The organism is Providencia alcalifaciens DSM 30120, from assembly GCF_000173415.1.
GTDB lineage: Bacteria > Pseudomonadota > Gammaproteobacteria > Enterobacterales > Enterobacteriaceae > Providencia > Providencia alcalifaciens.
The window spans coordinates 45,281-71,608 of record NZ_ABXW01000051.1 but is presented as its reverse complement, the minus strand read 5'-3'; the positions used below and the strand labels follow the sequence as shown (position 1 = coordinate 71,608).

The 26,328-nt window shown below is 40.2% G+C and carries 34 protein-coding genes and 2 pseudogenes; 24 read left to right on the top strand and 12 right to left on the bottom strand.

Annotated features, from left to right (window positions below; translation table 11 throughout):
* The first annotated feature begins 23 nt into the window (after positions 1 to 23).
* The 8 genes from PROVALCAL_RS11770 (at position 24) to PROVALCAL_RS11745 (ending at position 4,215) form a co-directional block, all read left to right on the top strand.
* Positions 24 to 704 carry a LexA family protein gene (locus PROVALCAL_RS11770; protein ID WP_039861938.1) on the top strand — a complete coding sequence of 227 codons (681 nt, stop codon included), beginning with the start codon at positions 24 to 26 and terminating at the stop codon, positions 702 to 704.
* A 75-nt stretch (positions 705 to 779) separates the two neighbouring features.
* Positions 780 to 1,697 (top strand): HipA domain-containing protein, encoded by a 918-nt coding sequence (locus tag PROVALCAL_RS11765; RefSeq protein WP_006659493.1) that lies wholly within the window; start codon positions 780 to 782, stop codon positions 1,695 to 1,697.
* A gap of 9 nt (positions 1,698 to 1,706) precedes the next feature.
* Complete coding sequence (locus PROVALCAL_RS11760; RefSeq protein ID WP_243441095.1) at positions 1,707 to 2,447, top strand: HIRAN domain-containing protein; 741 nt, start codon at positions 1,707 to 1,709, stop codon at positions 2,445 to 2,447.
* Between the two features lie 377 nt (positions 2,448 to 2,824).
* A complete protein-coding gene (locus tag PROVALCAL_RS19080; protein ID WP_006659491.1) occupies positions 2,825 to 3,133 on the top strand; it encodes a transcriptional antitermination N peptide in 309 nt (102 codons plus the stop codon).
* A gap of 70 nt (positions 3,134 to 3,203) precedes the next feature.
* Positions 3,204 to 3,335: a hypothetical protein gene (locus tag PROVALCAL_RS20175; protein ID WP_006659490.1), complete on the top strand. Its 132-nt coding sequence runs from the start codon at positions 3,204 to 3,206 to the stop codon at positions 3,333 to 3,335.
* Between the two features lie 73 nt (positions 3,336 to 3,408).
* Positions 3,409 to 3,678, top strand: coding sequence for a hypothetical protein (locus PROVALCAL_RS11750; RefSeq protein ID WP_006659489.1), 270 nt, complete (start codon positions 3,409 to 3,411; stop codon positions 3,676 to 3,678).
* A 29-nt stretch (positions 3,679 to 3,707) separates the two neighbouring features.
* Positions 3,708 to 3,881 carry a hypothetical protein gene (locus tag PROVALCAL_RS19780; RefSeq protein ID WP_006659488.1) on the top strand — a complete coding sequence of 58 codons (174 nt, stop codon included), beginning with the start codon at positions 3,708 to 3,710 and terminating at the stop codon, positions 3,879 to 3,881.
* Position 3,882: 1 nt separating this feature from the next.
* Positions 3,883 to 4,215: a hypothetical protein gene (locus tag PROVALCAL_RS11745; protein WP_006659487.1), complete on the top strand. Its 333-nt coding sequence runs from the start codon at positions 3,883 to 3,885 to the stop codon at positions 4,213 to 4,215.
* On the opposite strand, the gene PROVALCAL_RS20170 is transcribed toward PROVALCAL_RS11745, so the two are convergent.
* A complete protein-coding gene (locus PROVALCAL_RS20170; RefSeq protein WP_006659485.1) occupies positions 4,206 to 4,340 on the bottom strand; it encodes a hypothetical protein in 135 nt (44 codons plus the stop codon). The two genes, PROVALCAL_RS11745 and PROVALCAL_RS20170, sit on opposite strands and share 10 nt — an antisense overlap.
* A 78-nt stretch (positions 4,341 to 4,418) precedes the next feature.
* Between PROVALCAL_RS20170 and PROVALCAL_RS19775 the strand changes: the two genes are divergently transcribed.
* The 16 genes and pseudogenes from PROVALCAL_RS19775 to PROVALCAL_RS11670 all read left to right on the top strand — a co-directional run bounded on the left by PROVALCAL_RS19775 (position 4,419) and on the right by PROVALCAL_RS11670 (position 15,120).
* A complete protein-coding gene (locus PROVALCAL_RS19775; protein WP_006659484.1) occupies positions 4,419 to 4,595 on the top strand; it encodes a hypothetical protein in 177 nt (58 codons plus the stop codon).
* A gap of 109 nt (positions 4,596 to 4,704) precedes the next feature.
* The gene (locus PROVALCAL_RS11740) at positions 4,705 to 5,064 is read left to right on the top strand and encodes a hypothetical protein (RefSeq protein ID WP_006659483.1); all 360 of its coding nucleotides are present in this window, start codon (positions 4,705 to 4,707) and stop codon (positions 5,062 to 5,064) included.
* A 15-nt stretch (positions 5,065 to 5,079) separates the two neighbouring features.
* Positions 5,080 to 5,952, top strand: a complete 873-nt coding sequence (locus tag PROVALCAL_RS11735; RefSeq protein WP_006659482.1) for an ATP-binding protein — start codon at positions 5,080 to 5,082, stop codon at positions 5,950 to 5,952.
* Positions 5,953 to 6,423 carry a single-stranded DNA-binding protein gene (ssb, locus tag PROVALCAL_RS11730; protein WP_006659481.1) on the top strand — a complete coding sequence of 157 codons (471 nt, stop codon included), beginning with the start codon at positions 5,953 to 5,955 and terminating at the stop codon, positions 6,421 to 6,423.
* A 12-nt stretch (positions 6,424 to 6,435) separates the two neighbouring features.
* Complete coding sequence (locus PROVALCAL_RS19075; RefSeq protein ID WP_006659480.1) at positions 6,436 to 6,990, top strand: hypothetical protein; 555 nt, start codon at positions 6,436 to 6,438, stop codon at positions 6,988 to 6,990.
* A gap of 731 nt (positions 6,991 to 7,721) precedes the next feature.
* Positions 7,722 to 8,237 (top strand): hypothetical protein, encoded by a 516-nt coding sequence (locus PROVALCAL_RS11720; RefSeq protein WP_006659479.1) that lies wholly within the window; start codon positions 7,722 to 7,724, stop codon positions 8,235 to 8,237.
* 77 nt (positions 8,238 to 8,314) lie between these two features.
* The gene (locus PROVALCAL_RS11715; RefSeq protein ID WP_006659478.1) at positions 8,315 to 8,962 is read left to right on the top strand and encodes a hypothetical protein; all 648 of its coding nucleotides are present in this window, start codon (positions 8,315 to 8,317) and stop codon (positions 8,960 to 8,962) included.
* A 34-nt stretch (positions 8,963 to 8,996) separates the two neighbouring features.
* Positions 8,997 to 9,260, top strand: a complete 264-nt coding sequence (locus PROVALCAL_RS11710; protein ID WP_006659477.1) for a phiTE_015 family protein — start codon at positions 8,997 to 8,999, stop codon at positions 9,258 to 9,260.
* Between the two features lie 25 nt (positions 9,261 to 9,285).
* Positions 9,286 to 9,507, top strand: a complete 222-nt coding sequence (locus tag PROVALCAL_RS11705) for a hypothetical protein (RefSeq protein ID WP_006659476.1) — start codon at positions 9,286 to 9,288, stop codon at positions 9,505 to 9,507.
* Positions 9,508 to 9,663: 156 nt separating this feature from the next.
* Entirely contained in the window at positions 9,664 to 10,029 is a 366-nt protein-coding gene (locus PROVALCAL_RS11700; protein WP_006659474.1) for a DUF2528 family protein, read from the top strand.
* 3 nt (positions 10,030 to 10,032) lie between these two features.
* Positions 10,033 to 10,425, top strand: coding sequence for a phage protein NinX family protein (locus PROVALCAL_RS11695; protein WP_006659473.1), 393 nt, complete (start codon positions 10,033 to 10,035; stop codon positions 10,423 to 10,425).
* Between the two features lie 387 nt (positions 10,426 to 10,812).
* Positions 10,813 to 11,049, top strand: coding sequence for an excisionase family protein (gene xisR / locus PROVALCAL_RS11685; protein WP_006659470.1), 237 nt, complete (start codon positions 10,813 to 10,815; stop codon positions 11,047 to 11,049).
* A 7-nt stretch (positions 11,050 to 11,056) separates the two neighbouring features.
* Positions 11,057 to 12,340, top strand: a complete 1,284-nt coding sequence (locus PROVALCAL_RS11680) for a tyrosine-type recombinase/integrase (protein ID WP_006659469.1) — start codon at positions 11,057 to 11,059, stop codon at positions 12,338 to 12,340.
* Between the two features lie 32 nt (positions 12,341 to 12,372).
* A pseudogene (locus PROVALCAL_RS20165) lies at positions 12,373 to 12,540 on the top strand (TonB-dependent receptor plug domain-containing protein); the annotation flags it as partial.
* Entirely contained in the window at positions 12,541 to 14,217 is a 1,677-nt protein-coding gene (locus tag PROVALCAL_RS11675; protein WP_311135485.1) for a TonB-dependent receptor domain-containing protein, read from the top strand.
* A gap of 531 nt (positions 14,218 to 14,748) precedes the next feature.
* The gene (locus PROVALCAL_RS11670) at positions 14,749 to 15,120 is read left to right on the top strand and encodes a helix-turn-helix domain-containing protein (RefSeq protein ID WP_006659467.1); all 372 of its coding nucleotides are present in this window, start codon (positions 14,749 to 14,751) and stop codon (positions 15,118 to 15,120) included.
* An 85-nt stretch (positions 15,121 to 15,205) separates the two neighbouring features.
* Here PROVALCAL_RS11670 and lplA read toward each other — a convergent pair whose 3' ends face one another.
* The 11 genes and pseudogenes from lplA to btuC all read right to left on the bottom strand — a co-directional run bounded on the left by lplA (position 15,206) and on the right by btuC (position 26,222).
* A complete protein-coding gene (gene lplA, locus PROVALCAL_RS11665; RefSeq protein WP_006659466.1) occupies positions 15,206 to 16,222 on the bottom strand; it encodes a lipoate--protein ligase in 1,017 nt (338 codons plus the stop codon).
* A 74-nt stretch (positions 16,223 to 16,296) separates the two neighbouring features.
* Entirely contained in the window at positions 16,297 to 16,782 is a 486-nt protein-coding gene (locus PROVALCAL_RS11660; RefSeq protein WP_036950443.1) for a C40 family peptidase, read from the bottom strand.
* Positions 16,783 to 16,892: 110 nt separating this feature from the next.
* The gene (gene arnF, locus PROVALCAL_RS11655; protein ID WP_006659464.1) at positions 16,893 to 17,300 is read right to left on the bottom strand and encodes a 4-amino-4-deoxy-L-arabinose-phosphoundecaprenol flippase subunit ArnF; all 408 of its coding nucleotides are present in this window, start codon (positions 17,298 to 17,300) and stop codon (positions 16,893 to 16,895) included.
* Positions 17,297 to 17,644: a 4-amino-4-deoxy-L-arabinose-phosphoundecaprenol flippase subunit ArnE gene (arnE, locus tag PROVALCAL_RS11650; protein ID WP_006659463.1), complete on the bottom strand. Its 348-nt coding sequence runs from the start codon at positions 17,642 to 17,644 to the stop codon at positions 17,297 to 17,299. The genes arnF and arnE overlap by 4 nt, the downstream gene beginning before the upstream one ends.
* Positions 17,641 to 19,299, bottom strand: a complete 1,659-nt coding sequence (arnT, locus tag PROVALCAL_RS11645) for a lipid IV(A) 4-amino-4-deoxy-L-arabinosyltransferase (protein WP_006659462.1) — start codon at positions 19,297 to 19,299, stop codon at positions 17,641 to 17,643. Before arnT ends, arnE begins: the two co-directional genes overlap by 4 nt.
* Positions 19,300 to 19,306: 7 nt before the next feature.
* Positions 19,307 to 20,200 carry a 4-deoxy-4-formamido-L-arabinose-phosphoundecaprenol deformylase gene (gene arnD / locus PROVALCAL_RS11640; RefSeq protein WP_006659461.1) on the bottom strand — a complete coding sequence of 298 codons (894 nt, stop codon included), beginning with the start codon at positions 20,198 to 20,200 and terminating at the stop codon, positions 19,307 to 19,309.
* Positions 20,200 to 22,185: a bifunctional UDP-4-amino-4-deoxy-L-arabinose formyltransferase/UDP-glucuronic acid oxidase ArnA gene (gene arnA / locus PROVALCAL_RS11635; RefSeq protein WP_006659460.1), complete on the bottom strand. Its 1,986-nt coding sequence runs from the start codon at positions 22,183 to 22,185 to the stop codon at positions 20,200 to 20,202. Before arnA ends, arnD begins: the two co-directional genes overlap by 1 nt.
* Positions 22,185 to 23,177 (bottom strand): undecaprenyl-phosphate 4-deoxy-4-formamido-L-arabinose transferase, encoded by a 993-nt coding sequence (arnC, locus tag PROVALCAL_RS11630; protein WP_006659459.1) that lies wholly within the window; start codon positions 23,175 to 23,177, stop codon positions 22,185 to 22,187. The genes arnA and arnC overlap by 1 nt, the downstream gene beginning before the upstream one ends.
* On the bottom strand, positions 23,177 to 24,322 hold the full coding sequence (gene arnB, locus PROVALCAL_RS11625; RefSeq protein ID WP_006659458.1) for a UDP-4-amino-4-deoxy-L-arabinose aminotransferase: 1,146 nt from the start codon (positions 24,320 to 24,322) through the stop codon (positions 23,177 to 23,179). Before arnB ends, arnC begins: the two co-directional genes overlap by 1 nt.
* Positions 24,323 to 24,447: 125 nt before the next feature.
* The gene (locus PROVALCAL_RS11620) at positions 24,448 to 25,215 is read right to left on the bottom strand and encodes a vitamin B12 ABC transporter ATP-binding protein BtuD (protein WP_006659457.1); all 768 of its coding nucleotides are present in this window, start codon (positions 25,213 to 25,215) and stop codon (positions 24,448 to 24,450) included.
* 1 nt (position 25,216) lies between these two features.
* Positions 25,217 to 26,222: pseudogene (gene btuC / locus PROVALCAL_RS11615) on the bottom strand (vitamin B12 ABC transporter permease BtuC).
* Between the last annotated feature and the right edge of the window lie 106 nt (positions 26,223 to 26,328).

Sequence of the window (26,328 nt, the reverse complement as noted above, 5' to 3'; positions counted from 1 at the left end):
TCAACCTGTTTATTATTGAACTCATGGTACAAATGAATAATGTGCGTGAAAAATTCGCCAGTCGGTTAGCACAAGCCGCAAAAGATGCTGGCTATAGCGAACATGGAAAGGCAACTGAAATTGCTGAAAAGCTAGGGTTAACACCTAAAGCCGTAAGTAAGTGGTTCAATGCTGAGTCCATTCCTCGTCAAGATGCGATGAATAAACTTGCAGAATTACTGCGAGTTGAAGTCGTGTGGCTACAGCATGGCGAATTGGCGGGATTTGATTCCAATGTGTCCAGTCCTAGACCGTATAGACCTGCACCTAAATACCCTGTAATTAGCTGGGTGCAAGCTGGGTCATGGAACGAAGCGTGTGAGCCTTACACGCTAGATCAGATTGATGAGTGGTATGAGTCAGAAGTACACGTACAAGGTGCTGCATTTTGGCTAAGAGTTGAAGGCGACTCAATGACAGCTTCATCAGGGCAAAGTGTGCCAGAGGGATCGCTAGTATTGGTTGATACAGGTAGAGAGCCAATAAATAACAGTTTGGTAATAGCAAAACTGACTGAATCAAACGAAGCCACATTCAAAAAACTGGTTATTGATGGCGGTCAGAAATTCTTAAAAGGCTTAAATCCAGCGTGGCCTATAACGCCAATCAATGGAAACTGTAAGATCATCGGCGTGGCTGTTCAGATGATGATGAAGTTGGTTTAGTGGCCTGACGACACGTTTTATGGTGTGGTTGATGTTGACCTAAAAATTCTAATGATTAATAGGAATTGATTTCATATGGATAAATTTGTAATTATTAAAATAAATACATCTCCAGACTCATTAGAACAATTAGGAACAAAAGAGAAATTTTGGTTTACTTATCAAAATAACAAATACTTATTTAAGTACACAAAAAGTGTCACTGGTGAGCATTGGTCTGAAAAGTGCGCGGAAGAGATCTGTAAAGTACTTGGGATTCCGCATGCTACATACGATATAGGGTTATGCGGTGATAGGTGGGGCGTGATATCACCAAATTTCATTCCTCATAATTTCAGGATGGTTATGGGAAACGAAGTTCTTCATAATCATACCCCAGGATACCCAAAACCAGTATCAGATGTTGAAAAGCAAGTTAGGATAAGAGAACATACAGTTACTAGAGTATTATCTTGCTTGGAAAACTCAATATTACCACCTATATTTCATAATTATGATATTTCAGGGTTAACTTCAGGTGATGTTTTCTGTGGTTATTTGATGCTTGATGTGTTAATTAGCAATCAAGATAGGCACCATGAAAACTGGGCGATTATGCAAGATGACCAGTCGGGTGAAAGATACCTTTGCCCAACATATGATCATGCAGCTAGCCTAGGAAGAGAAATGACAGATAGAGAAAAAAATGAACGACTTAACACTAAAGATATAAACCGTTCTATATCTAAATTTGTAAACAAGGCGAGGTCTGAGTTATTTAGAACACAAAAAGATACCAAAAGATTACTTACCATTGAAGCATTCGAAGAAGCAGTAAAAACGCGAAAAGAGGTAATGAACTTTTGGATATCAAAGCTGCATGACCTGAATGATGAATGTCTAAAAGATATTTTTGCCAGATTAGATGAAAGGTGCATTTCTGAGGTTTCTAGAAAATTTGCATTTGAGATGGTAAAAGAAAATAGAAAAAGGCTGTTAAGCAGTTTTTCTTAGGAGATGAACATGAGTAACTCTGTATATGTTGCGTGGCAATGCCCTGAATCTAGAGGGTGGCATGTTGTAGGAAGACTACAAGAACATCAATCAGGGTATGCTTTTAATTATACTAAAGGAGCAAATGAAGCCAAGAACTTCAACCCCTTTAGTGGAATGCTAGAGCTAGATAAGATTTATATTTCAGAAGAACTTTTCCCTTTATTTAAGAATAGATTACTATCCAGCAGAAGGCCAGAATATCCATTTTTTATTAAGTGGTTAGGATTAAATAATGATAATGCCTCGCCAATGGAGGTTTTAGCAAGAAGTGGCGGGATTAGAGCAACAGACCAGCTGCAAGTGTTTAAAAAAATCGATCCAAATGAAAATGGAAAGGTAGAGGTTTATTTTTTTGTTCATGGCATTAAGCATTTTAGTGAGTCGGCAGAAAACCGAGTTAATTCCTTAAAAAGAGGTGATGAATTAAGACTATTGCCAGACCCACAAAATGAGCACGATAACTACGCAATCGCGGTGTCAGCTATGAATCCAATGGAGCTAATCGGCTATTGTCCGAGGTTTCTGAACAAGGATATCTCATTGATGCTAAACGATCCGTTAGGAGCAATTAAAGTAACTGTAGAACAATTGAGTGAGGATGCGCCTACAAACTACAAATTGCTATGCAAGCTAACTGGAGAAGCAAGCGATAGCACATTAAATGAAATTAAAAGTAACACAGCATATATGCCAATTGTTGAGCAATAGCAACAATCAGAACATTAAGAGCCCTCCCCGCGAGGGCTTTTTTGTGCCTGCAATTCCCCGCCAGTGTGATTTTCCTCGCAAGATAAATAATTTTTGAAAATAAATTCCGTTTAAATTCAATCAAATAATACTTTCAGTTCCATTTTTATCTCTGTTTTGTACTTTTGGTTCTTTACTTTCGTGAACTATTGGTTCAATATATAACTCATCGAAGGCAATGAGCCATAGATAAACAGGATGTTAGCTCTTTAACAGAACGCGCTGAAAAATGCGCAAACCAAAGACAGTAAGTTTTGGGATTGGTAATCGCTCTGCTAAGCATGAATGGTAGATGAGTGCGCTACCACCAATCCAAAAACTAATTGTAGGAGGTAATTATGGGTGTTCGCGGATATAACTGCGCTAGAAATCGCAGATCGGAACGTAGAGCAGAGTTAAAGAATGCATACGCCATGAATGAGCAATTGGAGGTTTCAATTAATGGTGATACGGAAGAAACAAAGCGCCATACCTTATCACTAACACGCAAACCAGTTAGCCGAGTTGAAAAAGCAATTTCAATTCGCAGCACTAAAGTTTATGACTCAGCAGATAACACATGCTTACCAAATTCTAGTATTTACTCAGCTAAATATCGTAAGTCAGGAACGTTATTAGAGTCTGGCGAAGTGACAGCAAGAGCATAGACACACGCAAGCAACCACGGCTACACAAACCGATTATGAGTGGCAGTTCAGTCACAGTAAGGGGATAGATATGGAAAATAAAGCAGAATTACAGAGTGACTATACCGAATACAAGAAAAGAGCTAAATCAGCGAAAAGCATAAGTGTTCGCATGATGTATATCTCTATGGCTCTAACGTTAAGAGCAGAATTGAGAGCTTAAAAGCAGGCACAGTTAACTAATTACAGTCCATTCTGTGGGCTGTGGTGAGTTGATTAATAGATAGGAGATAGAGATGGAAATAGAAGTAAATACAAAAGCGAAAGTTGACATTAAAACGCTAAGAACCTGCATTAAAGTTTCTGACAGTTTCAACTGTGACATTCTTGATGCTAACGGGAATAAAGTAGAAAACTATAGCTACTATGTTCCTGACTTCTTCCCCGGTGACCACTACGGTGATTATCTGATGTTAGATATCGATATCGAAACAGGAAAGATAACGAACTGGAAAAAGCCAACGCCTGAAGAATTACAGGAAATGCTTTATCCAGAAGACGACTAGCATCGTGTTTAGTTAATAACGGAGGGAGTATGACAGATAAAGCAGAAGTTAAAGAATTGATGTTGGCTGACATCTCTTTTAGAGATTATCTAGCTACGGAGGCTATGGCATCGATTCCTGTATCGTTAGATGATAACGAACAGAAATTAATAGCTAATTCAGCCTACCGCATGGCAGATGCAATGTTAAAGGCTAGGGGGTGATATGGAGTTTGAAGGTAGTAAAACACCATGGCGTATTGGTTCACATCCATTTGAATACAGAAACAGACATACTATTAGGAGTGCTGATAATGCTGTTATAGCCCATGTATCGCAGCCTAGCGATGGGCAACAGGCGGTGATGGCTGATGCTGACACTCGATTAATCGCAGCAGCACCCGAGTTATTAGAGGCTTTGATTGAGCTAGTTCAATCTTACGATAAATGCAGCATAGACCATAACGGATTATGTCAGGAACACTTCTTACAAGAAGCAAATGACTGCACATTCAAGAAAGCCAATTTAGCAATCGCAAAAGCCCTCGGTCAGCAGTAACCCACCGCACCAACACCAGAACCTAAATAACAATCGCTATCAATCGATAAGTGAGGGTTTCGCACATCCAGAGGTAAGCATGAATATTGATAAACATAAACTTTGCATAGCTCAACAACAAGCATGGCGTGCTCTTTATCTCAAGGATGAGAACGGATGGAGTGAAGCAAACGAAACATTAAAAACAGCATACGGAGTACAACATGAACGCAAAGCAGAAACACGCAAAGCAACAGATATTCACCCTACTTCGCGAGTCTGAAATGACCGAGAAACAAGTCGAATTATTGTTTGCTGATTGGAAATTTAAACAGCAATGCGAAAAGACAAATCGCATTTTACGTCAGGTTTATACTCGTGGAGCGTATGCATTCACGTAAGGACGCAGTATGAGAATTTCAGAGTATGAACTCAAGCAAAGGCAGGATGCCGAAAGACGACGCAGGGAACGCGAGGAAGAAGATGAATACTATCGCATGGAAAGCTTAGGTGTTCAGCGGCAATCAACCCCTACCCGATGGATGCGAGGTGAATATGGGTGAGTTATCGGCAAGAGGGAAAGAGGTTTTAGCGGGTGCGATTAAGCTCATGGATGAGCTGAAAGCAGAGCGGCAGCAAGGAATTAAAAACAATCGCCCTTCTTATTACAAAACTGGAATTATTCATCGAATCAATAAGCAATTATTTTTTGAGTCACTCAATCACCCACCATTACCAGATCACATCCAAAAAGAGCGCGACGATAAATTCAGGGAAGCATTGCATAAAGCCAATCCTGACTGGGCTAATTTTGACCCTTACAAAGATATTCCAGCTAACCCGTGGGGTGGTCGTAAAGTTGGTGACTAAATTTCGGAGGTAATCATGAAATTTGCAAAAGCATTGCGAAAAAAGGCAAAGCTAAGGCTTGCATTAACTGGTCCTAGTGGATCAGGAAAAACATACGGAGCACTGGAAATAGCCAAAGGACTTGGCGGAAAAACAGCCGTGATAGACACAGAGAAAGGAAGCGCCTCACTCTACTCTGACCGATTTAATTTCGACGTACTGGAGCTAGACCCACCATTCACACCAGAGCGATTTATTGAAGCCATCGGAGCTGCGCAGGAAGCTGGTTACGACAATTTAATAATCGACAGTATTACTCACGAATGGAGCGGATCAGGTGGGTGCCTTGAATTACTGGACGGTCTAGCAAAGGCGAAGTATCGCGGTAATACGTGGTCAGCATGGAGCGAAATCACACCTCGCCACAACGCATTTCTCGACGCAATTCTACGGTCTGACCTGCACATCATAGCAACAATGAGAAGTAAAACGGAAACTGCTCAAGTTGATAAAGGTAACGGCAAGAAAGGCGTAGACAAGCTAGGTATGAAGTCAGAGCAACGGGACGGTGTTGAGTATGAATTTACTACCGTTCTCGATCTCAACCACGAAACTCACACGGCAATGGCAAGCAAGGATAGAACTGGATTGTTCAGCAATGCCGAAGTCACCCAGCTAAATGAATTAACAGGCAAAAAGCTAATGGATTGGCTTAATGATGGGCGAACTAAAGCTGAAGTGGATTTATCTCACTTCACTGATATTGCAATGGAAACGCAAGATATGGATGAGCTTAAGAATGCGTTTCGTGAGGCATACAATGCGCTTAGGGATACATCAGAACAAGTGGAAGCTCAGAAGATATATGAGCTAAGAAAAGAAGAATTAACCAAACAAGAGGCGGCATAAATGGCTGAGAGAGGCGTCAATAAATCCATCATTCTAGGAAATTTAGGCGATGACCCGAACGTGAGGTATTCACCGAACGGAACAGCATTTGCTAATTTCTCGATCGCCACAAGCGAAACATGGAAAGATAAAAACACAGGTGAGAAACGAGAGCGCACTGACTGGCACAACATTGTCATACAAGGAAAGTTAGCCGAGGTGGCAGGTCAATACCTGAAAAAAGGAAGTCAGGTATACATAGAGGGGAAAATGCGCACTCGTAAGTATCAAGGTAATGACGGGCAAGAAAAGTACATTACTGAAGTCATCGTTGGCATTGATGGAAAAATGCAAATGTTAGGCAGTGGTAATCAGACTGAAAGTCAGAATCCGAAGCCATCAACTCAGGGGGTTCAGCGCCCACACCAACAACCGCAAACTCAACAACCTGAGCCACCATTAGATTTTGATGATGATATGATCCCGTTCTAGAAGGAATCAAGCATGGATAATACGCAATTATGTATAGAAAGTTACTCTCGACATAAAAACCTTAAGTTAGTTGGCATGGAGCTAGGTATGCCTTGGCAAACGGTATACAGCACGCTAAGGAGGGCGGATTATCCGGTAACTGGCGATAAAGCTAGATATGGTTCAGTTACAGATAGAATAGCGGTTATTGGTGAGCAGAAGTTCAAGAAGGCAGTTCCAATAGCTATAGACAATAATGACTTGAAGTATCAGGCGGATATTGATTTCACTATTGGGAATGTAACAGTGGACGTGAAAACTTCAAGAATAAAGAGATATCAGCGAGTTAACGGAATTCGTCATTCAGCTCCAAGGTGGGGTTATTGCATCAATAAACAAAAAGACACCGCTGACTTTTTTGTCTTGTACGCTCTTAATGATGACAATGAAACTGAGCATGTTTTTCTCATGCCGAATGAAATTGTTACCACTGTATCAACAATATCGATTCCAGAAACACTAGCTAGTAAATGGGCTGATTACAAAATAGAAGAAAGTGAATTATTGCCATTCTTCCAATCTTTGTAATCCACACCGCCCCTTCTGACCCTTCCTTATGTGATTTAACCAAAGGATATATTTGCAAGGATGCAATAAAAAAACCGTCAACTTAGACGGTATAATTCTAACAAGGGAATTAATCATTAAATGAAGCTTAAACCTAGCCCCGACAACCAAAGTACACGAATAAAAACAAATAGATACTATTATTTTGAAAGTTTGCAAAAAAAACCGACGCATGGGAGCATCGGCAAGGACTATAAAAATAATTAGAAAGTTCTAATTAACTATAGGCTATAAATTTAAAAGGCTGATGAATTGTTTTAATCCTAGCGATTAAATGGATGCAATAAGAGGAATGAATGCCAATCCTTGGCAATTAAATTCTAGATAAATCTAGCATTAACGTATCCATCTTTACTAATGGATACAACCTCAGCTAGTAATCTTTGCGGAGGATACAGCGGGACTAAATCAAACCTATCCCCTTCAACAAAATAAGAAAAGGCTTTGTCATTTCCAATAAGAGGAAAATTAACAGTACCATCCAATAACTCAGAATTATGGATTTCAACCGTTCTTAGTTTACTTATTTTTTATCAATAATGCACGCCATACAAATCATATCATTCACCATTAGTAGTCAAAAGGAAAACCAATGATAACACCATGTTTTTAAAAGAAAAGAAGTTAAAATATGGCTGTACAGATTATTATATTTGTAAGTAAAAATACTTATTATATGGAGTAATGTAATAATGAAAGACAGAATCAAGTTTAACGATGCAATGTTATCAGCTGTCATGGATGGCAGAAAAACACAGACACGTAGACCGATTGAGCCACAGCCTAAAGTAACCGAGGAAGAGTTACGAAACCTTGGTGCATGGCAAGATGGCTACACACTATCAGAGCAAGTATGTGCGGCATGGAGGCATGGTTTTGTTGATGTTGATTGCCCATATGGTGAGATTGGCGACATCATCAGCGCTGCTGACAAGGAAGGTAATATCAAAGGGAAAATTGAGATTACTGATGTTTGGTTGCAACAGATTCAAGAAATATCACCTAGCGATGCGATAGCTGAAGGAATAAAAGCTGGTCGTTATGGAAATGAAGGCAACTGGTTAGTGGGATTTTATATTCCAAACAGCAATCAGCCATATATAACCGCAAAAAATGCATACAAAGAATTATGGTCATCGATATATGGCATTAGTAGTTGGAGAAATAACGATTGGGTATGGGTGATTGAGTTCAAAAAGGCGAATTAAGGAGGTATTTTGACAGTGGATTAGTCACATGGATGTGAGTATGATTCCTGCTTTAATTTTTGTTAAAGGCAATAGGAATGAGTGAAATGTCACACTTATCTACTGATAAAGATATCGTTGTAATGATTGGTGCTTTTTGTATGTTAATTGGAGGTATCATTGGATTTTTCGCTAAGTATTTTATTGAATTAAAAAAAATGAAAGAAGCTAAAAAATCCATTCGCCAGCAAATGATAACAAATAATATTGCCCCAATGAGGCAGGCATGGATTAATGATGTCAGAAATAAAGCATCTGATTTTTTATCAAACTGTTATTTTATTTTATCCTATCAACTAGCTAAAGGTAATAATAACCAGCATTTCATTCAAGATTTTGAAGAAATTTTAAAGAGAGAGCTAATCAGGCATTCTGAGTTGTTTTTTTATTTGCAGATGGCACTCCCTTTTTCTAGAGGGGTGAATAACGAGGATGTATCAGAAGCAATTAGAATTCATATAAAATATATAAATGAAAATTTGAGTTCACATAGTTCTGTTACCCAAGAACGGCATGATGATATATTTAGAGTTATAAGTTGTTGCTCAAATAATTTTAAAGTTCTGTTTAAGAATGAGTGGAATGAAACTAAATCACTAAAGGAAATTAGTAACGTAAAACAAAAGACCGAGAAGCTCCAAACTCCAGAGTGCACCTGCTCAGTCAAGAATACTTCCCTGCACTAGCAGGGTTTTTTATACCTAAAATTCAGGATCAAACATGGATAAATCAAGGCAGCAATTTGAAGAGTGGTTTAATTCTGGTCACGGAGATTTGCCATATAGCGAGAAAGGTAAGGAAGATTTAAAGGCTTTATTATTTCAATCTTGGCAAGCATCACGCGAGAGTTTAATTAATAACTTGGAGCCTGTTGGTTATATAACATCAAGCGGGGTCGATAATATCAAGGAGTATGGATACACGCATCTTAATGAAGAAAAAAGCGAAAAGATAAATATTCCACTCTATCGCTTAGATAAATAATGTATAATTTGAGCAGGAGGGTGATATGAGCAAGCGTAAATTAAAAATAACCATACTAATCAAGCTAGTGCCTTTATGGTTACTATCATGGATTCCATTCCCCGGTGGCGGAGGGGTTCTTAATAATGCCATAGATAGAGCATACCTGCGTGCTCTTAACGATCATCGCAATCTAAAAATCGATGAGAATAATGCTGTAATGAAAGAAAATGGCGTTAAGCTCAAAAACCTCAATAAAAAACTCTAAGTAATTAATCATGAAACTATATGTACTGTTACTTCTGTATCAGGGATTTGTCACGCCTGTAACCAATACATTATACACACAGCAAGAATGCGAGAGTCGTGCTATGCAGATAATGGCGGTGCGGGATGTTGAAATTAAGTGCGGTGAGGCATTCAGATGAGACAAATTAAAATAAGTTCTGGTGCGTGGCAAAAAGATTTAGAAATGGTTATCACTGTTATCAATGAAGATAAATTTAAAACTCAGTGCGAGCAAATTAATAAATTCTATTGTGATGCAGAGTATAGAGCTAAAAAATACGGAAGCCATGAAAAGGCAGGGTTTGCAATGTTCTGTGCGGAATGTTTTCAACAAGTGGCATTTAATAACTTCAAGGATGAGGAATGGGTTACCGAACAATTCGATTGGTCTAAAGATAAGGGAATTGATGGATATCCTTCACTAGATGATATGGGAATTCGAATCGATGAAATTGAGTCATGGTTTATTGATTATGACGAAATAGAAATGACAGGATGGTAGTCAATGAATAAATACACGCAACTATCTGACTTCGAGATTAATAAAAAGGTTGCTATTAATGTCGGTGGATTCGCACTATCTCTAATGGTTTTTGATGACCGCAATGGGGTAGTAAAAAAGAATATCCCAAATATTGGCTCTCGGGTATTCACTGAATTTAACCCATGTAACAATCCTGCGGACGCAATGCCGATTATTATTGAGAATAGAATTGCCATATTCCCAATGGAAACTTTAGGAGTTAAATATTGGTGCGCTGCATCTGATTTTGAAGATATCGGAGAAAAAGATATTATATGGGGAATGGAAGCAAATAACAAACATCCACTACGCGCTGCCATGGAAACGTATTTATTAATGAAGGATGCGGAGAATGAAATTAATAATAAAAGGTGACGTATCTGATATAGAAAGAATCGCAATTAATACCGCGCTAGAGTTCCACAAAAAGAATCACAACCGAGCAGGAATAATCGTTAATCACAAAATAAAGATAGGAAAGAATATCTACCCTGTCGAAATTCAAAACTGCCAAAAGTCTTATATGGTAACAATGAGAAACAAAAGGCAGAGGATATGAATGAGCAGATATTAGAAAACGGACGCAGAAAGATAGCAAGGGAATGCAGAGACAAATTAAAGAAACTCAAGAAACTCAGCAATAAACAAAGCACAGCAATACTCAAAGATTACCTACCTTAACACTCACAAAAGAACACAAAAAGTTTCCACCAATCATGTGGCTAACTTGGTACGTCAATAGCATAGATAAGGAGATTAATAATGGATAATGTTGTTCTTCTAAATCCGAGTAAGTGGGTTACTGAAGATGTGCTTATGATGATTACTGGCATGCGATCAGGGACAATCAAATCAGCACGGAAAAAGTCTTGGGCTGCTGGCAGGGAATATCTTCACATTTCACCGGACGGAAGCCCTAAAGAAAATTCAGAATGCATGTACAATCATGAGGCGATCATAAACTGGATCGAGAAGCAAAGAAATTCACAACCTCAATAGGTGCATTATGAAAATAAAATACCCAACGGGTGTTGAAGTGCATGGTAAAAGCCTTCGTATATCATTTACATACAAAGGAAAGAGAGTGAGGGAAACTCTTGGAATACCTGATACACCCAAAAACAGAAAGTTAGCAGGTGAGCTAAGGACAGCCATCTGCTACAAAATAAAAACTGGCGCTTTTGATTACTCGGTTGAATTCCCTGAATCAAAAAATTGCAATGAAAAATCAATTAGCAATAAAAATGTGACATTTGGATATGTTGCTAATAAGTGGGTCGAGCTTAAAAGAATAGAGGTTGCAGTCAGTACGTTTGAAGCTTACAAATCAATAGTGAATGTTTTGTTTTTCTTTATTGATAAAAATAAAATGATAAATCTATTTAATTTGGAGGATATATTATCAGTAAGAAATAAAATGCTTACCTCGCCAACCATAGAACCAGTAAATAGAGTGAGTAAAATTGGCAGAAGCGTATCTACAGTTAATAACTATATGAAGATACTTAATTGTATTTTTTGTTTCGCTGCTGAGAATAAATATATTGAAACCAATGTTCTATCATCAATAAAAAACCTTAAAAAATCAAGAGCTGTACCAGACCCAATTACAAAAGAAGAGTTCCCTCGATTGCTTAACGCCACAAGAAACATTCAAGCAAAAAATATGTTAATTGTATCTGTTTACACAGGATTAAGACCGGGGGAACTCTGCGCTCTAGCATATGAGGACATAGACTTTATAGAGCGAACTATTACAGTAAAAAGAAATATTTCTAATATAGGTGACTTTTCATTGCCAAAAACCCCTTCAAGCACAGATAGAGTAATTCATATGCTGGATCCAGTATATGAGAGCCTAAGAGAGCAGATGTCATTAACACGTATGACCTCACCAGAAATAGTAAACGTAGAGATGCGCGAGTATGGTAAATATAGAGAAGACTCATGCACATTCGTTTTTCAGCCTAGTGTTGTTGCCAGAAACGGTCTTGAAACGAAGCACTACTCTCCCGGTGGATTTAACGGAATATGGGGTGCTTTAATTAAAAGGTCAGGAGTCAGGCATAGAAAATCCTATCAGACACGGCACACCTATGCATGTTGGATGTTGTCTGCTGGAGCAAATCCTGCATTCATAGCTACACAAATGGGGCATTCATCAGCAAAGATGATCTATGACGTTTATGGAGCTTGGATGAAAGAAAACGACAAAGACCAAATTGCTATTATGAACAGAAATGCCCCACACATGCCCCACCCCATCGAAAGCAAAGTAATTAATTCTTAAAAATCAATTAACTTACGACATCAAACGGGCAATCCGTACAAATGCGCGGATATGACTCTCGTGGTGTAAAAATCATGGTCGATAATGTCACCCATGATTTTAACTCCGGTCTATTTGATGCCACATTAATTGATCCTTCATTAATCAGTAAAGCGTACGTACATAAAGGCTCTTCCTCAGTGCAACATGGCAGTGGTGCAATGGGCGGTGTTATCTCGCTAAAAACACTCAGTGCTTCTGAGGTCTTGGAGCCTAAACAGCGACTTGGCGGACGTTTATTTAGCGGAATAAATCGTAATGATCATGGTTATTATGCAGGAGGAACATTGCTTGGGCGTAGTGATTCTGTGGATGCCTTATTCAGTTATAGCCAACGTAAAAAATATTTAATGTCATCAATTAAATCGGTTCCTTTTGATAACCAAGAAAAAATTCACAATTGGATGTTTAAAACCGTCTGGATGGCTAATCCCGCATATCATGTTGGTTTACAGTTAAGGGAATACCGTAATGACGGTTTGAGTTTGAGACAACCTGCACTCATTAATACCCAAAAAAACATGTTCAAGAATACCCCGACTGAACGTCATGCACATCAGCGCGATATTCTAATCAATCAAATATTTAAGCCTGAAAATAGATTTCAATGGGAGGCTGAGTGGGATTTTTATTACACCGACCTAAGCTTAAACCAACTCGACCTAGTTAAAGCTCAAAAAAAACCAACCGAATATGGTAATGAAAGGCGTAACCAATATACCTATGGTTCTAAATTTTCAAATCACTTTACACTGCCTGTATCAAACTGGGCATTCAGTCGTATTCAAAGCGGTATTGAACATTACCAACAAGCGCAAACGTCGAATGAATATGCTATCAGCTACCCGCCGACTGAGTTGTCAAATACCTCCGGCTGGCTGAATAATGACTTCACATTCGCTCACATCCCTGTGACATTATCAGCAGGAACGCGGTTTACTCAATATCATGTCAACCGAGAAGGTTTTGCAAAAAATAAACATACTAATTGGTCTTCTCGCGTTGCTATCAGTGCAACACCAACCCATTGGTTGAGCCTTCACTCTTCCTATGCAGAAGGTTATCGCACGCCAAGAATGGCTGAGCTGTATAATAATTCACTTCACTTTTCCACGCCGTTTAGCGGTTCTTCCATCTTTAAAACATCCCCTGATTTAAAGCCAGAAACTAATAAAACTGCAGAGGCAGGGTTAAAGCTGAGTTTTGATGATTTCGTGGTAACAGGCGATACACTCAGCTTTGGATCAACCTACTTCCATACAAAAGCGCGTAATTATATTGCAATGAATAGCCAATATAAGCGGAAAATTGGGCCAGACCTCTATTATGTTTGGTTCCCTGAAACCATTTATTACATCAATGTGCCTTCCGCAACAATTACTGGATTCGATAGTTTTGTTCACTATCAATCCCAATGGTTTGATTTAAGCTTTAATCATAATCTGACCACAGCTAAAGAAGATTTAGAAAATCACGCGCTATCCTCCATTCGCCCTGAATCACTGATAATCAAATTCAATGCACCAGTATCAAATACAGGGATCAACGTTGGGTGGAGTGGCGAATTTGCTGCAAGAACGAAAATAACAGGCGACAGCACCCATAAACTGCCTGATAGAAAAAACTCGAAAGATTTGGATCGCTATCGTCGAGAAATATTCCAACAAGCAGGCTATGGTATTCATGACTTTTACATTAACTACCAAGCCGATCAATTCGTGAAAGGACTAAATACCACCCTAACGCTAAAAAATGCCTTTGATAAAGAATATGTTTCCTCCATTGGGGTACCACAGGAAGGGCGTAACGTTTATTGGAACGTCAACTATCGCTGGTAATTCACACATAAGTCATTATTGAACAAGTAGGCTCATTTCTCTGACTCATTGAATTTACGGATAAATGAGCCTGCTATATTACTATTTTTGTGTCTGCCAAAACTGATAAAATCAATGGCTTCTACTCCATAAGAAGAACACAATTTACTTCGGAATTTCCTGTCAATTGTTATACCCTACTCGTCAATTTGTTCATTATTAAACCAAATAAAAATTCAATAATTTACTTGGTTAATAAAATCGAACAGTATCAACAATAAAATTGAATGAGTATCTAGCCCCTTCCAAAAGCACACCTTTAATGTCATTAATTTAAATATATCTTATTGTATTTAATGATATTTTAACATTCATTTGTGTATGTTTAGTTTTTCGCATTTTAATAGAAACTATCGTAGCAATAGCTATTCTCATTCAAAAACCGCACGATTAGCCTATCGATATATCGGAAAAAAAGGAAGAATAGACCATAATTTCATGAGTTATTATTAGTTATTAATGAACAATAGCCTACTAGAGTAGGAGGTAGATATGTCAGAAAGTGTAGTCAATGAAATTGTTAGATGGCTTGAAAGCCAATTACAACGCAATGAAGGCATCAAAATCGATACTATCGCAGATAAAAGTGGGTATTCGAAATGGCATTTGCAGCGCGTCTTTAAAGAGCTTAAAGGATGTACTCTTGGTGAATATGTCCGTAAACGTCGCCTGCTAGAAGCTGCTAAATCATTACGTGAAGGCAACTTACCTATTCTAGACATTGCGCTACAATATGGCTTTAGTTCACAAGCAACATTTACACGCATATTCAAAAAACACTTTGATACTACGCCTGCAAAATTCCGTCAAGTAGGTGAATTACCAGAATGCAAAACCTTTATGACCTGCAATTGTCATCATTAATAGTACATTAGATTTTCGTTACACCCTCAAACACCCATTCCAACGAAATCTATATTTTGAGCCGATACACTAATCGGCTCTTTTTTTATCTCAGTTCGTTAACTAACCAGCCTTCTAAATCAGCAAACTGCTCAATCAATGCTGGCCACCGTGTTTTCATTTGTGCCATTAACTGGTGGATAGTGTCTATCTGATACGTTTGCCCAACAAATTGTTCGCTCAACCATTCTAGCGGCGATGGATCTAAGCTATCCGTAAAAAATTGGCAGCGAGTGATCACCCCTTTTTCGATATCAAAATGAAACTCGATACCTCCCCATGGGAAACGAGTATCCGCCATATGACTAAAAGCTGGCGCTTGCCCAAAGTTCCATTCCCAACTACTTTGCTTTGCAAATGTCTCCGCAAAATTAGGTAAGTCAGGGAGTTTCTCCGGTGAAATATATTCAGCTTCGACGGTTTCACCATAATAACTAAAGAAGCTATTTATGATCCCTTCACACACTTTTTCATGAGAAATATCAGGGACTAATTCATTTAGATTGGCAACACGAGAACGAACTGATGTGATCCCTTTAGCTTGCAGCTTTTTAGGATCTGGATTGAGGTAGTTTGCTAAGCGACTTAAATCTGTATTAATGAGCAAGGTACCGTGGTGAAAACCGCGATCTTTGGTTTCACGGTAAGCTGAACCTGAAATTTTTCGCGGACCATTTTCTGTTTCGAGAACCAAGTCATTACGCCCAGAAATTTCAGCGTGAATCCCCACGTTAGCAAGACCATTCACAATAATTTGGGTTGAGATAGTCTTATCATATTCAGGCTTACCTGCCATAAAGGTAAAGCAGGTATTGCCTAAATCTTGAAATACAGCCCCACCACCACTGCTACGACGTGCTAATCGAACATTATCTTGTTCCATTTTACGCGTGTTGCATTCTTTCCACGGATTTTGAGCGCGTCCGATAACCACAGTATCCGCATTCCGCCAAAGAAACATAACACGCTGATCAGCTGACATTTGACGAAAAATAGTTTCTTCAACCGCTAAGTTAAACCATGGGTCGAAGGATTCTGAGATAAATAAACGTAATGTAGACATTCGGCTACCCTAAAAACAAAACTTGCTCTTAAGATAGCATAATCACTGAAGAATTAATGGGGGATGAAGCGAAATTAGATACGGCGCGCTTGCCAAAACACTTTTCGCCAATAACTATTGTCCATTGATGAGCGCATAACGCCTTTGCTGGTAGAAGCATGGATAAACGTGTTGTCTGTATCATAAATTCCTACATGCAAACCGTTCTCTCCTGACCCTGTTTTGAAAAACACAAGGTCGCCAGGCATTAAATCTGATTTATCAATACGGGTGCCTAAGCGAGTTTGGTCAACCGTCGTGCGCGGAACCTCAATAGCAAAGCGATCACTAAAAGTACGATAGACAAACCCTGAGCAATCAACGCCATTTTGGCTCATTCCGCCATAGTGATACGGTGTGCCATACCATTGACTTAATTGATCTTTAAGTTGAGCGATCGTCATTATAGGGTCTGACAATTGGGTTTTCATTGGCGGTGCTGACGTCCGTTTTACGGATGAAGAGCAGCCAATCAACACGAGGCAACACAGCAATGGTAGGTATTTGAGATTCACTATCATAGCGTACCTTATAGATAACCCATGAATAATCACCTTAAGTGATATCTTTATACGCGAGACTATAATGTACAATGCGTGAAAAATAAACACTTAAGGCTAATTATCTGGAACTATTCCGCTTTTTTAGTTAACTGCTTGGAAGGGCGGCTAATCAGCCATACACCTAATAAGATAAATGCAATTCCTGCTGCTTTTAACCCTGTTGCTGGTTCATTAAACCATGGCAGCACTACCGCCAGTATATAGACAAATACATAGCTTAAACTGATCAGCGGATAGGCTTTATTTAATGCGATATATTTCAACGCAAATAGCCAACACAACATCGATAATGCATAACAAACTAGCCCAACAAAAATAATCCCTAAGCTTACCGCATTAGCCATCAGCCATTCTCGCTGTAGCCAGTGCCACCCTAAGGAAAAAGAAGGGAGTTCGACAACGCCGGCTTTTAAACTCAGTTGAGCGACAGTCACTAATAACGCACTACCAAGCACCCATAAGTAGCCTTTATTCATACGCTTATACTCATTAGTAATATCCCTACCATGATAGAAACAACCCCAAGCCAATGATTCAACCCAGTTTGCTCATGGTAGACAAATTGCCCTATCAGCGTGACTAACACAAAATTAATGCTGAGCATCGGATAAGCAATACTTAATGGCATCGTCTCCAATAACTTAAGCCAAAACAACATGCCCAGACCCAGCATAAAAACAGCCAGCACCAGCCAACGAATGGCGGATGCGGCTTTGTTCTGTTTTTCGCCTTGCCAAGTCACTACCGCTTGCTTTTGGGCAATTTGCCCCACACAAGTCAGAATACTGACAAGGAGTAATAAAAATAATTGCGCTATCATTGTTTATGATAAACCACTATCGCCATGCGAGAATTTTTGATCACTTCATCCGGTTTTGGAATATCTGGCAATCCTTCTTTCTTACCTAGCAAGAATACCACCGTAACCTGCCCTTCTTGACGAGCCTTCGCTAACCATGCGGCAAATTCATCGGGTTTTACTAAGCGATGCGCACTGTCAGGGTATTTCAAACCATAAGTCAATTCGCCACTACTGTTGTAGAGGTAAATGTTCGAATTTTTAGTTTCCCATGCCAAACCGGCTGCCACACCAACATTACTCGCCATCAAATAGCGGCTATCCATCAGAAGGTCATGATTTTGGTGAATAAAATTCTGTGGTAATTTCGAATCAATCGTATTATTAGGTAATGCGCTACCAATGCATAAACTGACAGCTAACGAGCAAGAAGCCGCCCATAACCAATATTTGGCATTCAGCACTGTACAGAGATACCCAATTATTGCCCAAATTGAAAACGCCACAACACCCAGCACCATTTTTGACCATTCATCATGCTCATATAATGGTTTTTTGATTACACTGCTGACGATAATCACCGCGATCACCGCCGCGATTCCAAGCACTATGTTGATAATTCCATTGGCTTTCAATGCCTTCATCGTGCCATTACGTACACAGTCGACACCATATTTCGCCATTAGCAGTGCCAATGGACCCATAAATGGCAGCATATAGGTTGGTAATTTTCCGCGTGAAATACTAAAGAAAATCACGGGGACCACGAACCAACATAATAAGAAGAACATATCTGGGCTTGATTTTCGCTCTTTCCACCCCTTAACCAAGGCACCAGGCAGTAAACCAGTCCACGGAATTGCACCTAGTAAAATGATAGGAATATAGTACCAAAATGGCTCAAGGTGTTGGGCATCATCAGCCGTGAAGCGTTTAATATGCTCAATCCAGAAGAAGTAATTCCAGTAGTCTGGTTCTTGTTTAGCGATGGCTAAAGCCCACGGCAAACTGATGATCACTGCAGTGATAATCGCCAGAGGACCATATTTCAGCATTTCAAGAAAACGTTTTTGATACAACGTAATAGGGAGCATCACGATAACGGGAATGGCTAAGGCTAAGAAGCCTTTGGTCATGAATGCCATTCCACAGGCTAAACCGAGTGCACTCCATGCCGCAAGTTTGGTTTTTACCTCTCGGGCTTTCATCGCCCATAAGCAGCAAAACATGCTAGCAGTAATCCATAAAGACAACATGGGATCGAGGACGCTGTAGGTTCCCACGGCAAATACGAGGAACATCGAGATATAAATGAAGCTTGCCACATAAGCCACATGACTATTACGCCACATCATTTTTGCCATGCGATACACAAGCAACGTACTCAATAAAATACAGAAAACTGAACCAAAGCGAACGGCAAAGTTAGTATCACCAAAAATCATTTGGCTAATATTGTTGATCCAATACCCTGCCACTGGTTTTTCAAAATAGCGAATGTCCAGCATATACGGCACGATCCAGTCACCGCGTTGCAACATTTCGCGACTGATTTCTGCGTAACGAGTCTCATCCGGCTGCCAAAGTAAACGGCTGTTCAACGGCAACAAATAGGTCAAGACAAAAAAAAGAGCCAGCAGAGAGGCTCCTACTTTGCTCGCTCGGTTATTCAACATGGGTATTTTATTCCTCTTCTTGGCAGCCCAGCCAACCTTCTCGTCCCGGGAATGGGGCGCGAACCACTCTTCCTTTTGGAAGCATATTGATGTCTTCAGGCAACAATTCACTTAATGTACAGAATTGGATTTCTTCTTGCTTAATTCGTTCCAATAATTGTGAAAATTGTTGTGACTTTGACATTCCTTCAACTTCCGTATGGATAGTGTAAACCGGAATACCTTGGTCATCTTTTATTGCTTGAAGAATAAAATCATTAAATTCTTCATCAGTGACTACCGTGCCGACGACTTCATCGTAGGTTGGTAATGTCACCGGAATTTGAACCGTACCCAAAGAACCATCACGCAAGATAGGTCTAAATGGGAATTTTCCACGACAGTCGCTGTTGTAGTCAAAATTAAACCCTTGTTTAACTTCGAGTACACGCTCGTCACCACGCCACCCTGCTACCGCTGAACAAGTGACTCGTTGACCTGTTGCGTTGTGCAGTGCGTCGACACCCAATTTCACTTGTTCAGTGAGTTGAGCCTCGCTCCATTTAGCCACCTTAGCTTGCCACCCTTGATGATCCCACGCATGTAAGCCGACTTCATGCCCAGCGTCCAAGGTTTGTTTCATCAAATAGCCTAGATCTTTGGCGATTTTTTTACCTGGCCACGCAGTACCCGCCAGTAAAATATCTAAACCATACAAAGATGCCGCATTCGACCGTAGCATTTTCCACAGAAATTTAGGACGCAAAAGGCGCCATAAATGGCGCCCCATATTATCGGGTCCTACACTGAAGAAAAAGCTGGCCTGAATATCATGCTCTTTGAGCACTTTAAGTAATTGAGGAACCCCTTTCAATGTACCTTGATAGGTGTCCACATCGATTCTCAAGCCAACTTTTTTCATTATTTTTTGCTTTCCAGCTCTTCTACAGCACCCTGTAAGAAGAAGTCTAATGTTTCTTCAATGGTATCTTTCATATCGATAGTCGGAACCCAGTCAAGTAAACGACGTGCGTTTTCAACACTTGGTTTACGATGCTCGACGTCTTGGTAACCTTGACCATAGTAGCTAGCACTTTCGATTTCACGGAAGCCAGCAAATGGAGGAAACTTGCTACGAGCTGGATGTTTTTCGAAGCTTTCTAACAGCATTTCCGCTAACTGACGAATACTTGCTTCGTTAGTTGGGTTACCGATGTTGATGATTTGACCATCACATTTGCCGTCTTTGTTTTCAATGATGCGGAACAGTGCTTCAATACCATCTTTGATATCTGTAAAGCAGCGTTTTTGTGCACCACCGTCAACTAACTTGATTGGTGAACCTTCAACTAAGTTCAGGATCAACTGAGTAATCGCGCGTGAGCTACCAATACGTGCAGAGTTTAGGCTGTCTAAACGTGGACCCATCCAGTTAAATGGACGGAATAAGGTGAATTTCAGACCTTCTTTCGCACCGTATGCCCAGATCACTCGGTCAAGTAACTGTTTAGATACAGAGTAAATCCAACGTTGTTTGTTGATTGGACCGACGATCAGACGAGATTCGTCTTCATCAAACTCTTTATCATCACACATACCATAAACTTCAGAAGTGGATGGGAAGATGATGCGTTTGTTGTATTTCACGCAGTAACGAACAACTTTCAGGTTTTCTTCGAAGTCTAATTCGAATACACGCAGTGGGTTACGGGTATATTCGATTGGCGTCGCGATAGCAACCAGTGGCAGAATAACGTCACATTTTTTGATGTGGTACTCAATCCACTCAGTGTGGATGCTCACGTCACCTTCAATGAAGTGGAAACGTGGGTTACCAATGAAACGTTCAATCGCAGATGAGCCAATATCCATACCATAGATATCGTAGTTGTCATCTTGTAACAGACGCTCAGTTAAGTGGTTACCGATAAAGCCGTTCACACCTAAGATCAGAACACGTTTACGACGCTTAACTTGCGCAGTTGGTTTAGCACCAACGCGAACGTCAGTTACGATGCCCATTTCGTTAGCCAGGCGGTTGCCTTGCATGTACAGACCAGTTTCGCTTTGACCGCTAACGATTTCCAGTGCGCCTTGACCACATGCGATACGCAGTGGGTCGCTAGACAATACAGTACCTGCTGCTTTACCTTGGTTATCGTCTAATACACGCGCACGCCATATAATCATTTTGCGCGCACCTAAATAGGTGAATGCGCCTGGGTATGGTTCTGTTACTGCACGAATCAAGCAGTTAATTTCTTTCGCGCTACGGTTCCAGTCGATTTGACCATCATCCGCACTACGGCGACCAAAGTAGCTCGCTTGGCTTTCATCTTGTGCCGTTGTTTTGTAGCTGCCTGCTTCGATTAATGGCAGGGTTTTATCCAACAGAACTTCCGCAGCTTCACGGACTTTAGCGTGTAAAGTCAGTGCAGTATCGGTATCGGTGATAGCCACTTTCTCTTGAGCCACGATATCGCCAGCATCAGCTTTAGCAACCATCTTGTGCAACGTTACGCCTGTTTCGCTTTCGCCGTTTAACAGCGCCCAGTTGATTGGTGCACGACCACGGTATTTTGGCAGTAAAGAACCATGTAAGTTGAACGCGCCTTTCGGTGCTAATGCTAATAGTTCTTCGCTTAACATATCGCGATAGTAGAAAGAGAAAATCACATCAGGTTTCATCTCACGAATACGTTCAATCCACAGTGGGTGGTTAACGTTTTCTGGAGCGAAAACAGGAAGTTCCATATCTGCACTGACACGAGCTACAGAAGAGTAAAAGTGGTTTTCATTTGGATCATCAGTGTGAGTAAATACTGCCTGAATATCAAAACCCGCTTTCTCAAGCGCTTTTATCCCTACACAGCCAATATCATGATAGGCAAAAACAATAGCTTTCATTAGTTTTCTTCCTGATTTTTGTCGGATTTAAGGTCTGCTCCGACGACTTTTTGAATAAAATAACGAGGTCTCGCGCGTACATCATTATAGATCCTACCGATGTATTCGCCCAATAATCCCATAGCAACAAACTGCGCGCCGATAAACATAAAGAGTATCGCAAACAGTGTAAATACGCCGTCTGCAGCCCAGCTCGCGCCGAACAGTAGACGTAAAACAATTAACAGCACTGCCAGTACAAAACCACCCGCAGCGATAATGCTACCAACAACACTTAACAAACGCAGAGGTGCAGTGGTTAAGCACGTTAATAAGTCATACATTAAATTAATCAGCTTCATAAAGCTGTATTTTGAATCACCAAACTCACGCTCAGCATGCGCTACATCAATTTCAATGGTTCTACGTGCAAAAGTATTCGCTAAAATAGGAATAAATGTACTGCGTTCATGACATTGGAGCATGGCTTCAATAATATGTCGACGATAAGCACGCAACATACAACCATAGTCACCCATTGAACGACCTGTTGCTTTGGTGATCATCGCATTGATCATTTTTGATGCAGTTTTACGGAACCAAGAGTCTTGACGATTCGCACGACGAGTGCCAACAACATCATAGCCTTGAGACGCGGTTTGCACTAAACGCGGGATTTCTTCCGGTGGGTTCTGTAAGTCGGCATCAAGAGTGATGACTAAGTCACCATCAGCTTGATTGAAACCCGCCATAATAGCAGAGTGTTGACCATAGTTACGGTTCAAAATGATCGCAATCACATGATTATCTGGATTTTCTGCGGCTTCCACCAGCATTTTTGCTGAACGATCGCTACTTCCATCATCAACCAAAATCAGTTCATAAGACTGAGTGAGTTGTTTACAGGATTTAATCGTACGTTCTAACAATTGAGGCAAACTTTGCTCTTCGTTATAAACAGGGATTACGACTGAGACTTTTTTAATCTCATCAAATTCATCAGCTAATGACACTATTTTGACTCCAAAAGGACTGTATTAATCGCACTCACTACCCGTTCAACATCGGCGTCAGTCATGTCTGGGAATAAAGGCAACGAGCAAAGTGTTGCGCTATTCCATGTTGATTCTGGTAATGACAGCTCTGGGTATTTTTCGCGGTAATATTTTTGTGTATGAGCTGCACGGAAATGTAAACCCGTACCAATATTATGCTCTTTTAACTTCTCCATAAATGTATCGCGGTCAATACCACAAACAGATTTATCAACACGCACCATAAATAAGTGGTTTGCATGCAAATGAGGGTATTCTGGCACAGATAACATCTGTAATGGAGAGTCTTTTAGTAATTCACGGTAACGAGCCGTTAATTCGGCTCGACGTTGATTTAAATACTCAACACGAGACAATTGTACGACAGCAATGGCAGCATGAATATCGGATAAGTTATACTTGAAGCCGGGCTCAACCACTTCCGCTTGCGGTTTTCGACCTTGCATCTGACGATCAAATGCATCCACACCTAAGCCGTGGAATTTCAATGCACGAACGCGCTGAGCAAGTGCATCATCATCTGTGGCGACTAAGCCACCTTCCGCACATGTCACGTTTTTAATCGCGTGGAATGAAAAAATGGCAGTCCCCTTTTCACCAATCCACTCATTCTTATAACGTGTTCCAACCGCATGAGCTGCATCTTCAATGAGGAAAACGCCCGCTTGTTGAGCAATAGCACGCAGTGCATCTAAATCGCAAGGTGCTCCCGCATAGTGCACAGGGATAATTGCCTTCGTTTTACTTGTTAAGGCTTTTTCTACTGCTTCTGGCTTAATCATTAAGGTATCACGATCAACATCAATCATGACAGGCGTTGCACCCAGCAACTCGATCATATTGATAGTGGAAACCCACGTTTGTGATGGCGTAATAACCTCATCGCCTGGACCTATGCCCAATGCCATTAAAACAACATGCATGCCAGCTGTCGCCGATGCAAGTGCAATTGCATGCTTGCAACCATAGCGCTTACAGAAATCTTCTTCTAATTGATGATTCTGTGGACCCGTGGTAATCCAGCCTGAACGCAGAACGTTTTCTACTGCCTTAACCTCTTCATCCCCGATTGCTGGTTTTGAAAACGGAAGGAAATTGCTCATATTGTTTGTAGCCTAATTTCATTATGAATAGGATATTCTAGTTAAATTTACTTTAACCGAACCTCAACACCAGTCATCATTACTGCAATAAATTGCCGTGATACGGGCAATAAGAACACGATTAGCTAATTAGTATGATTAATAATTTGCCATACTTTCTCTGATGAGCTTTGGCTGAGTTTTATATCAGCCATAAATACTTCTGACAAATGACTTTCTGTCATTACATCGTCAGGCTCACCTGCATAGATAATTGCACCTTTCTTAATCATCCAAATTCGACTTGCATTTTTATATGAATGACTAAGATTATGTCCACTCATTATAACTGTTCCTGCGCAATGACAAAAACATTTCACCCATTTATCTAGCATTCCTTGCTGAATAATATCTAAATTGTTTATTGGTTCATCAAATAAGATTATTTTTCCGCTCAAACAATCCTGATCCCAAACCTGCAAAAATACAGCAACAATCCGAATTCGCTGCCATTCTCCACCAGATAATTGATTAATTGGCTTAGACAATAATGACGTAAGTTGGAAATCAGAACATATTTCACTAAAAATAACCGGTGGAATTAATTTCTGTCCAATAAACAAGGTTAAGTATTGAAATACTTTTAGGCTTGGTAAAGTGCTTGCTTGCTGTGTTAAATAAGCTCGATACGTTGAAAGCGCTTGAACAGTATAATTTTCTAAATTCAGGTTATTGAGAAGAATCGTTCCTGTATAGGTGATGCAACCACTCAGAGCGGCTAACAATGTGCTTTTTCCTGCACCATTCGCACCTAAGAGGTGTATTTGCTCGCCAGCAGAAACACATTGGCTAATCCCAGATAACCGATGTTCCACCTTTAAATTTTGAGTTTCAATCACCCATGTTTTATTCATATCATTGCCGCCAAGCGTGATTTTTGACTAATAAATAGATAAAAACCGGTGCACCTAAAGTTGCCGTAATCACCCCTATCGGAATTTCCGCATTGTCTATCAATAACCGAGACAACAAATCTGCAATTAATAAACATAGCGCACCAGAAACTGCACAAGCAGGTAATAAAAAGCGGTTATCCGTTATACCGCTTAGCCTTAATATATGCGGGATAACCAACCCAATAAAACTAATGGCACCCGCCACTGCGACACTAAGCCCAATTAGTATTCCGGTAATGATAATTAATATTAACCGCCATCGATGAGTAGAAACACCCAATTGGTAAGATTGAATATCACCCAGTAATAAATAATTTAAAATTTTACCCTGTCGCATTGCCCAAAATAAGAAAGGAAGACAAGCAATAATTAACCCTATTTGACGCCAATCCACGCCGCTAAAGCTTCCCATCATCCAATACAACAATTGGCGTAAATCTAAATTGCTGCTCATATAAACCATCCACGTCATACAGGCACCACTGATCACACCAAGAGCAACACCAACCAATAGTAGGCTAGCGTTATTGATATTTTTACGGCGAGCAAAATACAAAAGAATACCAGTAAGAATCAATGCACCCGCTATTGCACTGAAGCTCAGAACCCAATAATTAACCACCCCTGATGAAATCAAGACGGTAAAAACCACAGCGACGCCAGCGCCATTACTGACCCCGAGTAAGCCCGGCTCTGCAAGAGGATTTTCGAATAACGCCTGCATGATCGCACCAGTAACCGCTAATGCAGCACCAATAATCACCACAGCAAACAATCTCGGCAATCTAATTTGCCCGACAAACATGCGTCCAGCCTCACTACTCCACTGGCTTGGTAGTAGCCACACTTCTCCTGCACACAACGAAACGAAAGCCACAAAAAATAAGCAATAGACCCAATAAACTTATCAGCCGGAAATCGTGTCGGCGCTGTTGGCAATACAATGTGTTAAGTTGCTGGTTCATTGAAATTTTTCTGAATTTTAATTGATGGGGAGAATTATAGCTTTTTATGCAAGCAAAGCGATAACAACAAACCTATGATTCAGCTCACTTCAGCCATAATCATTGA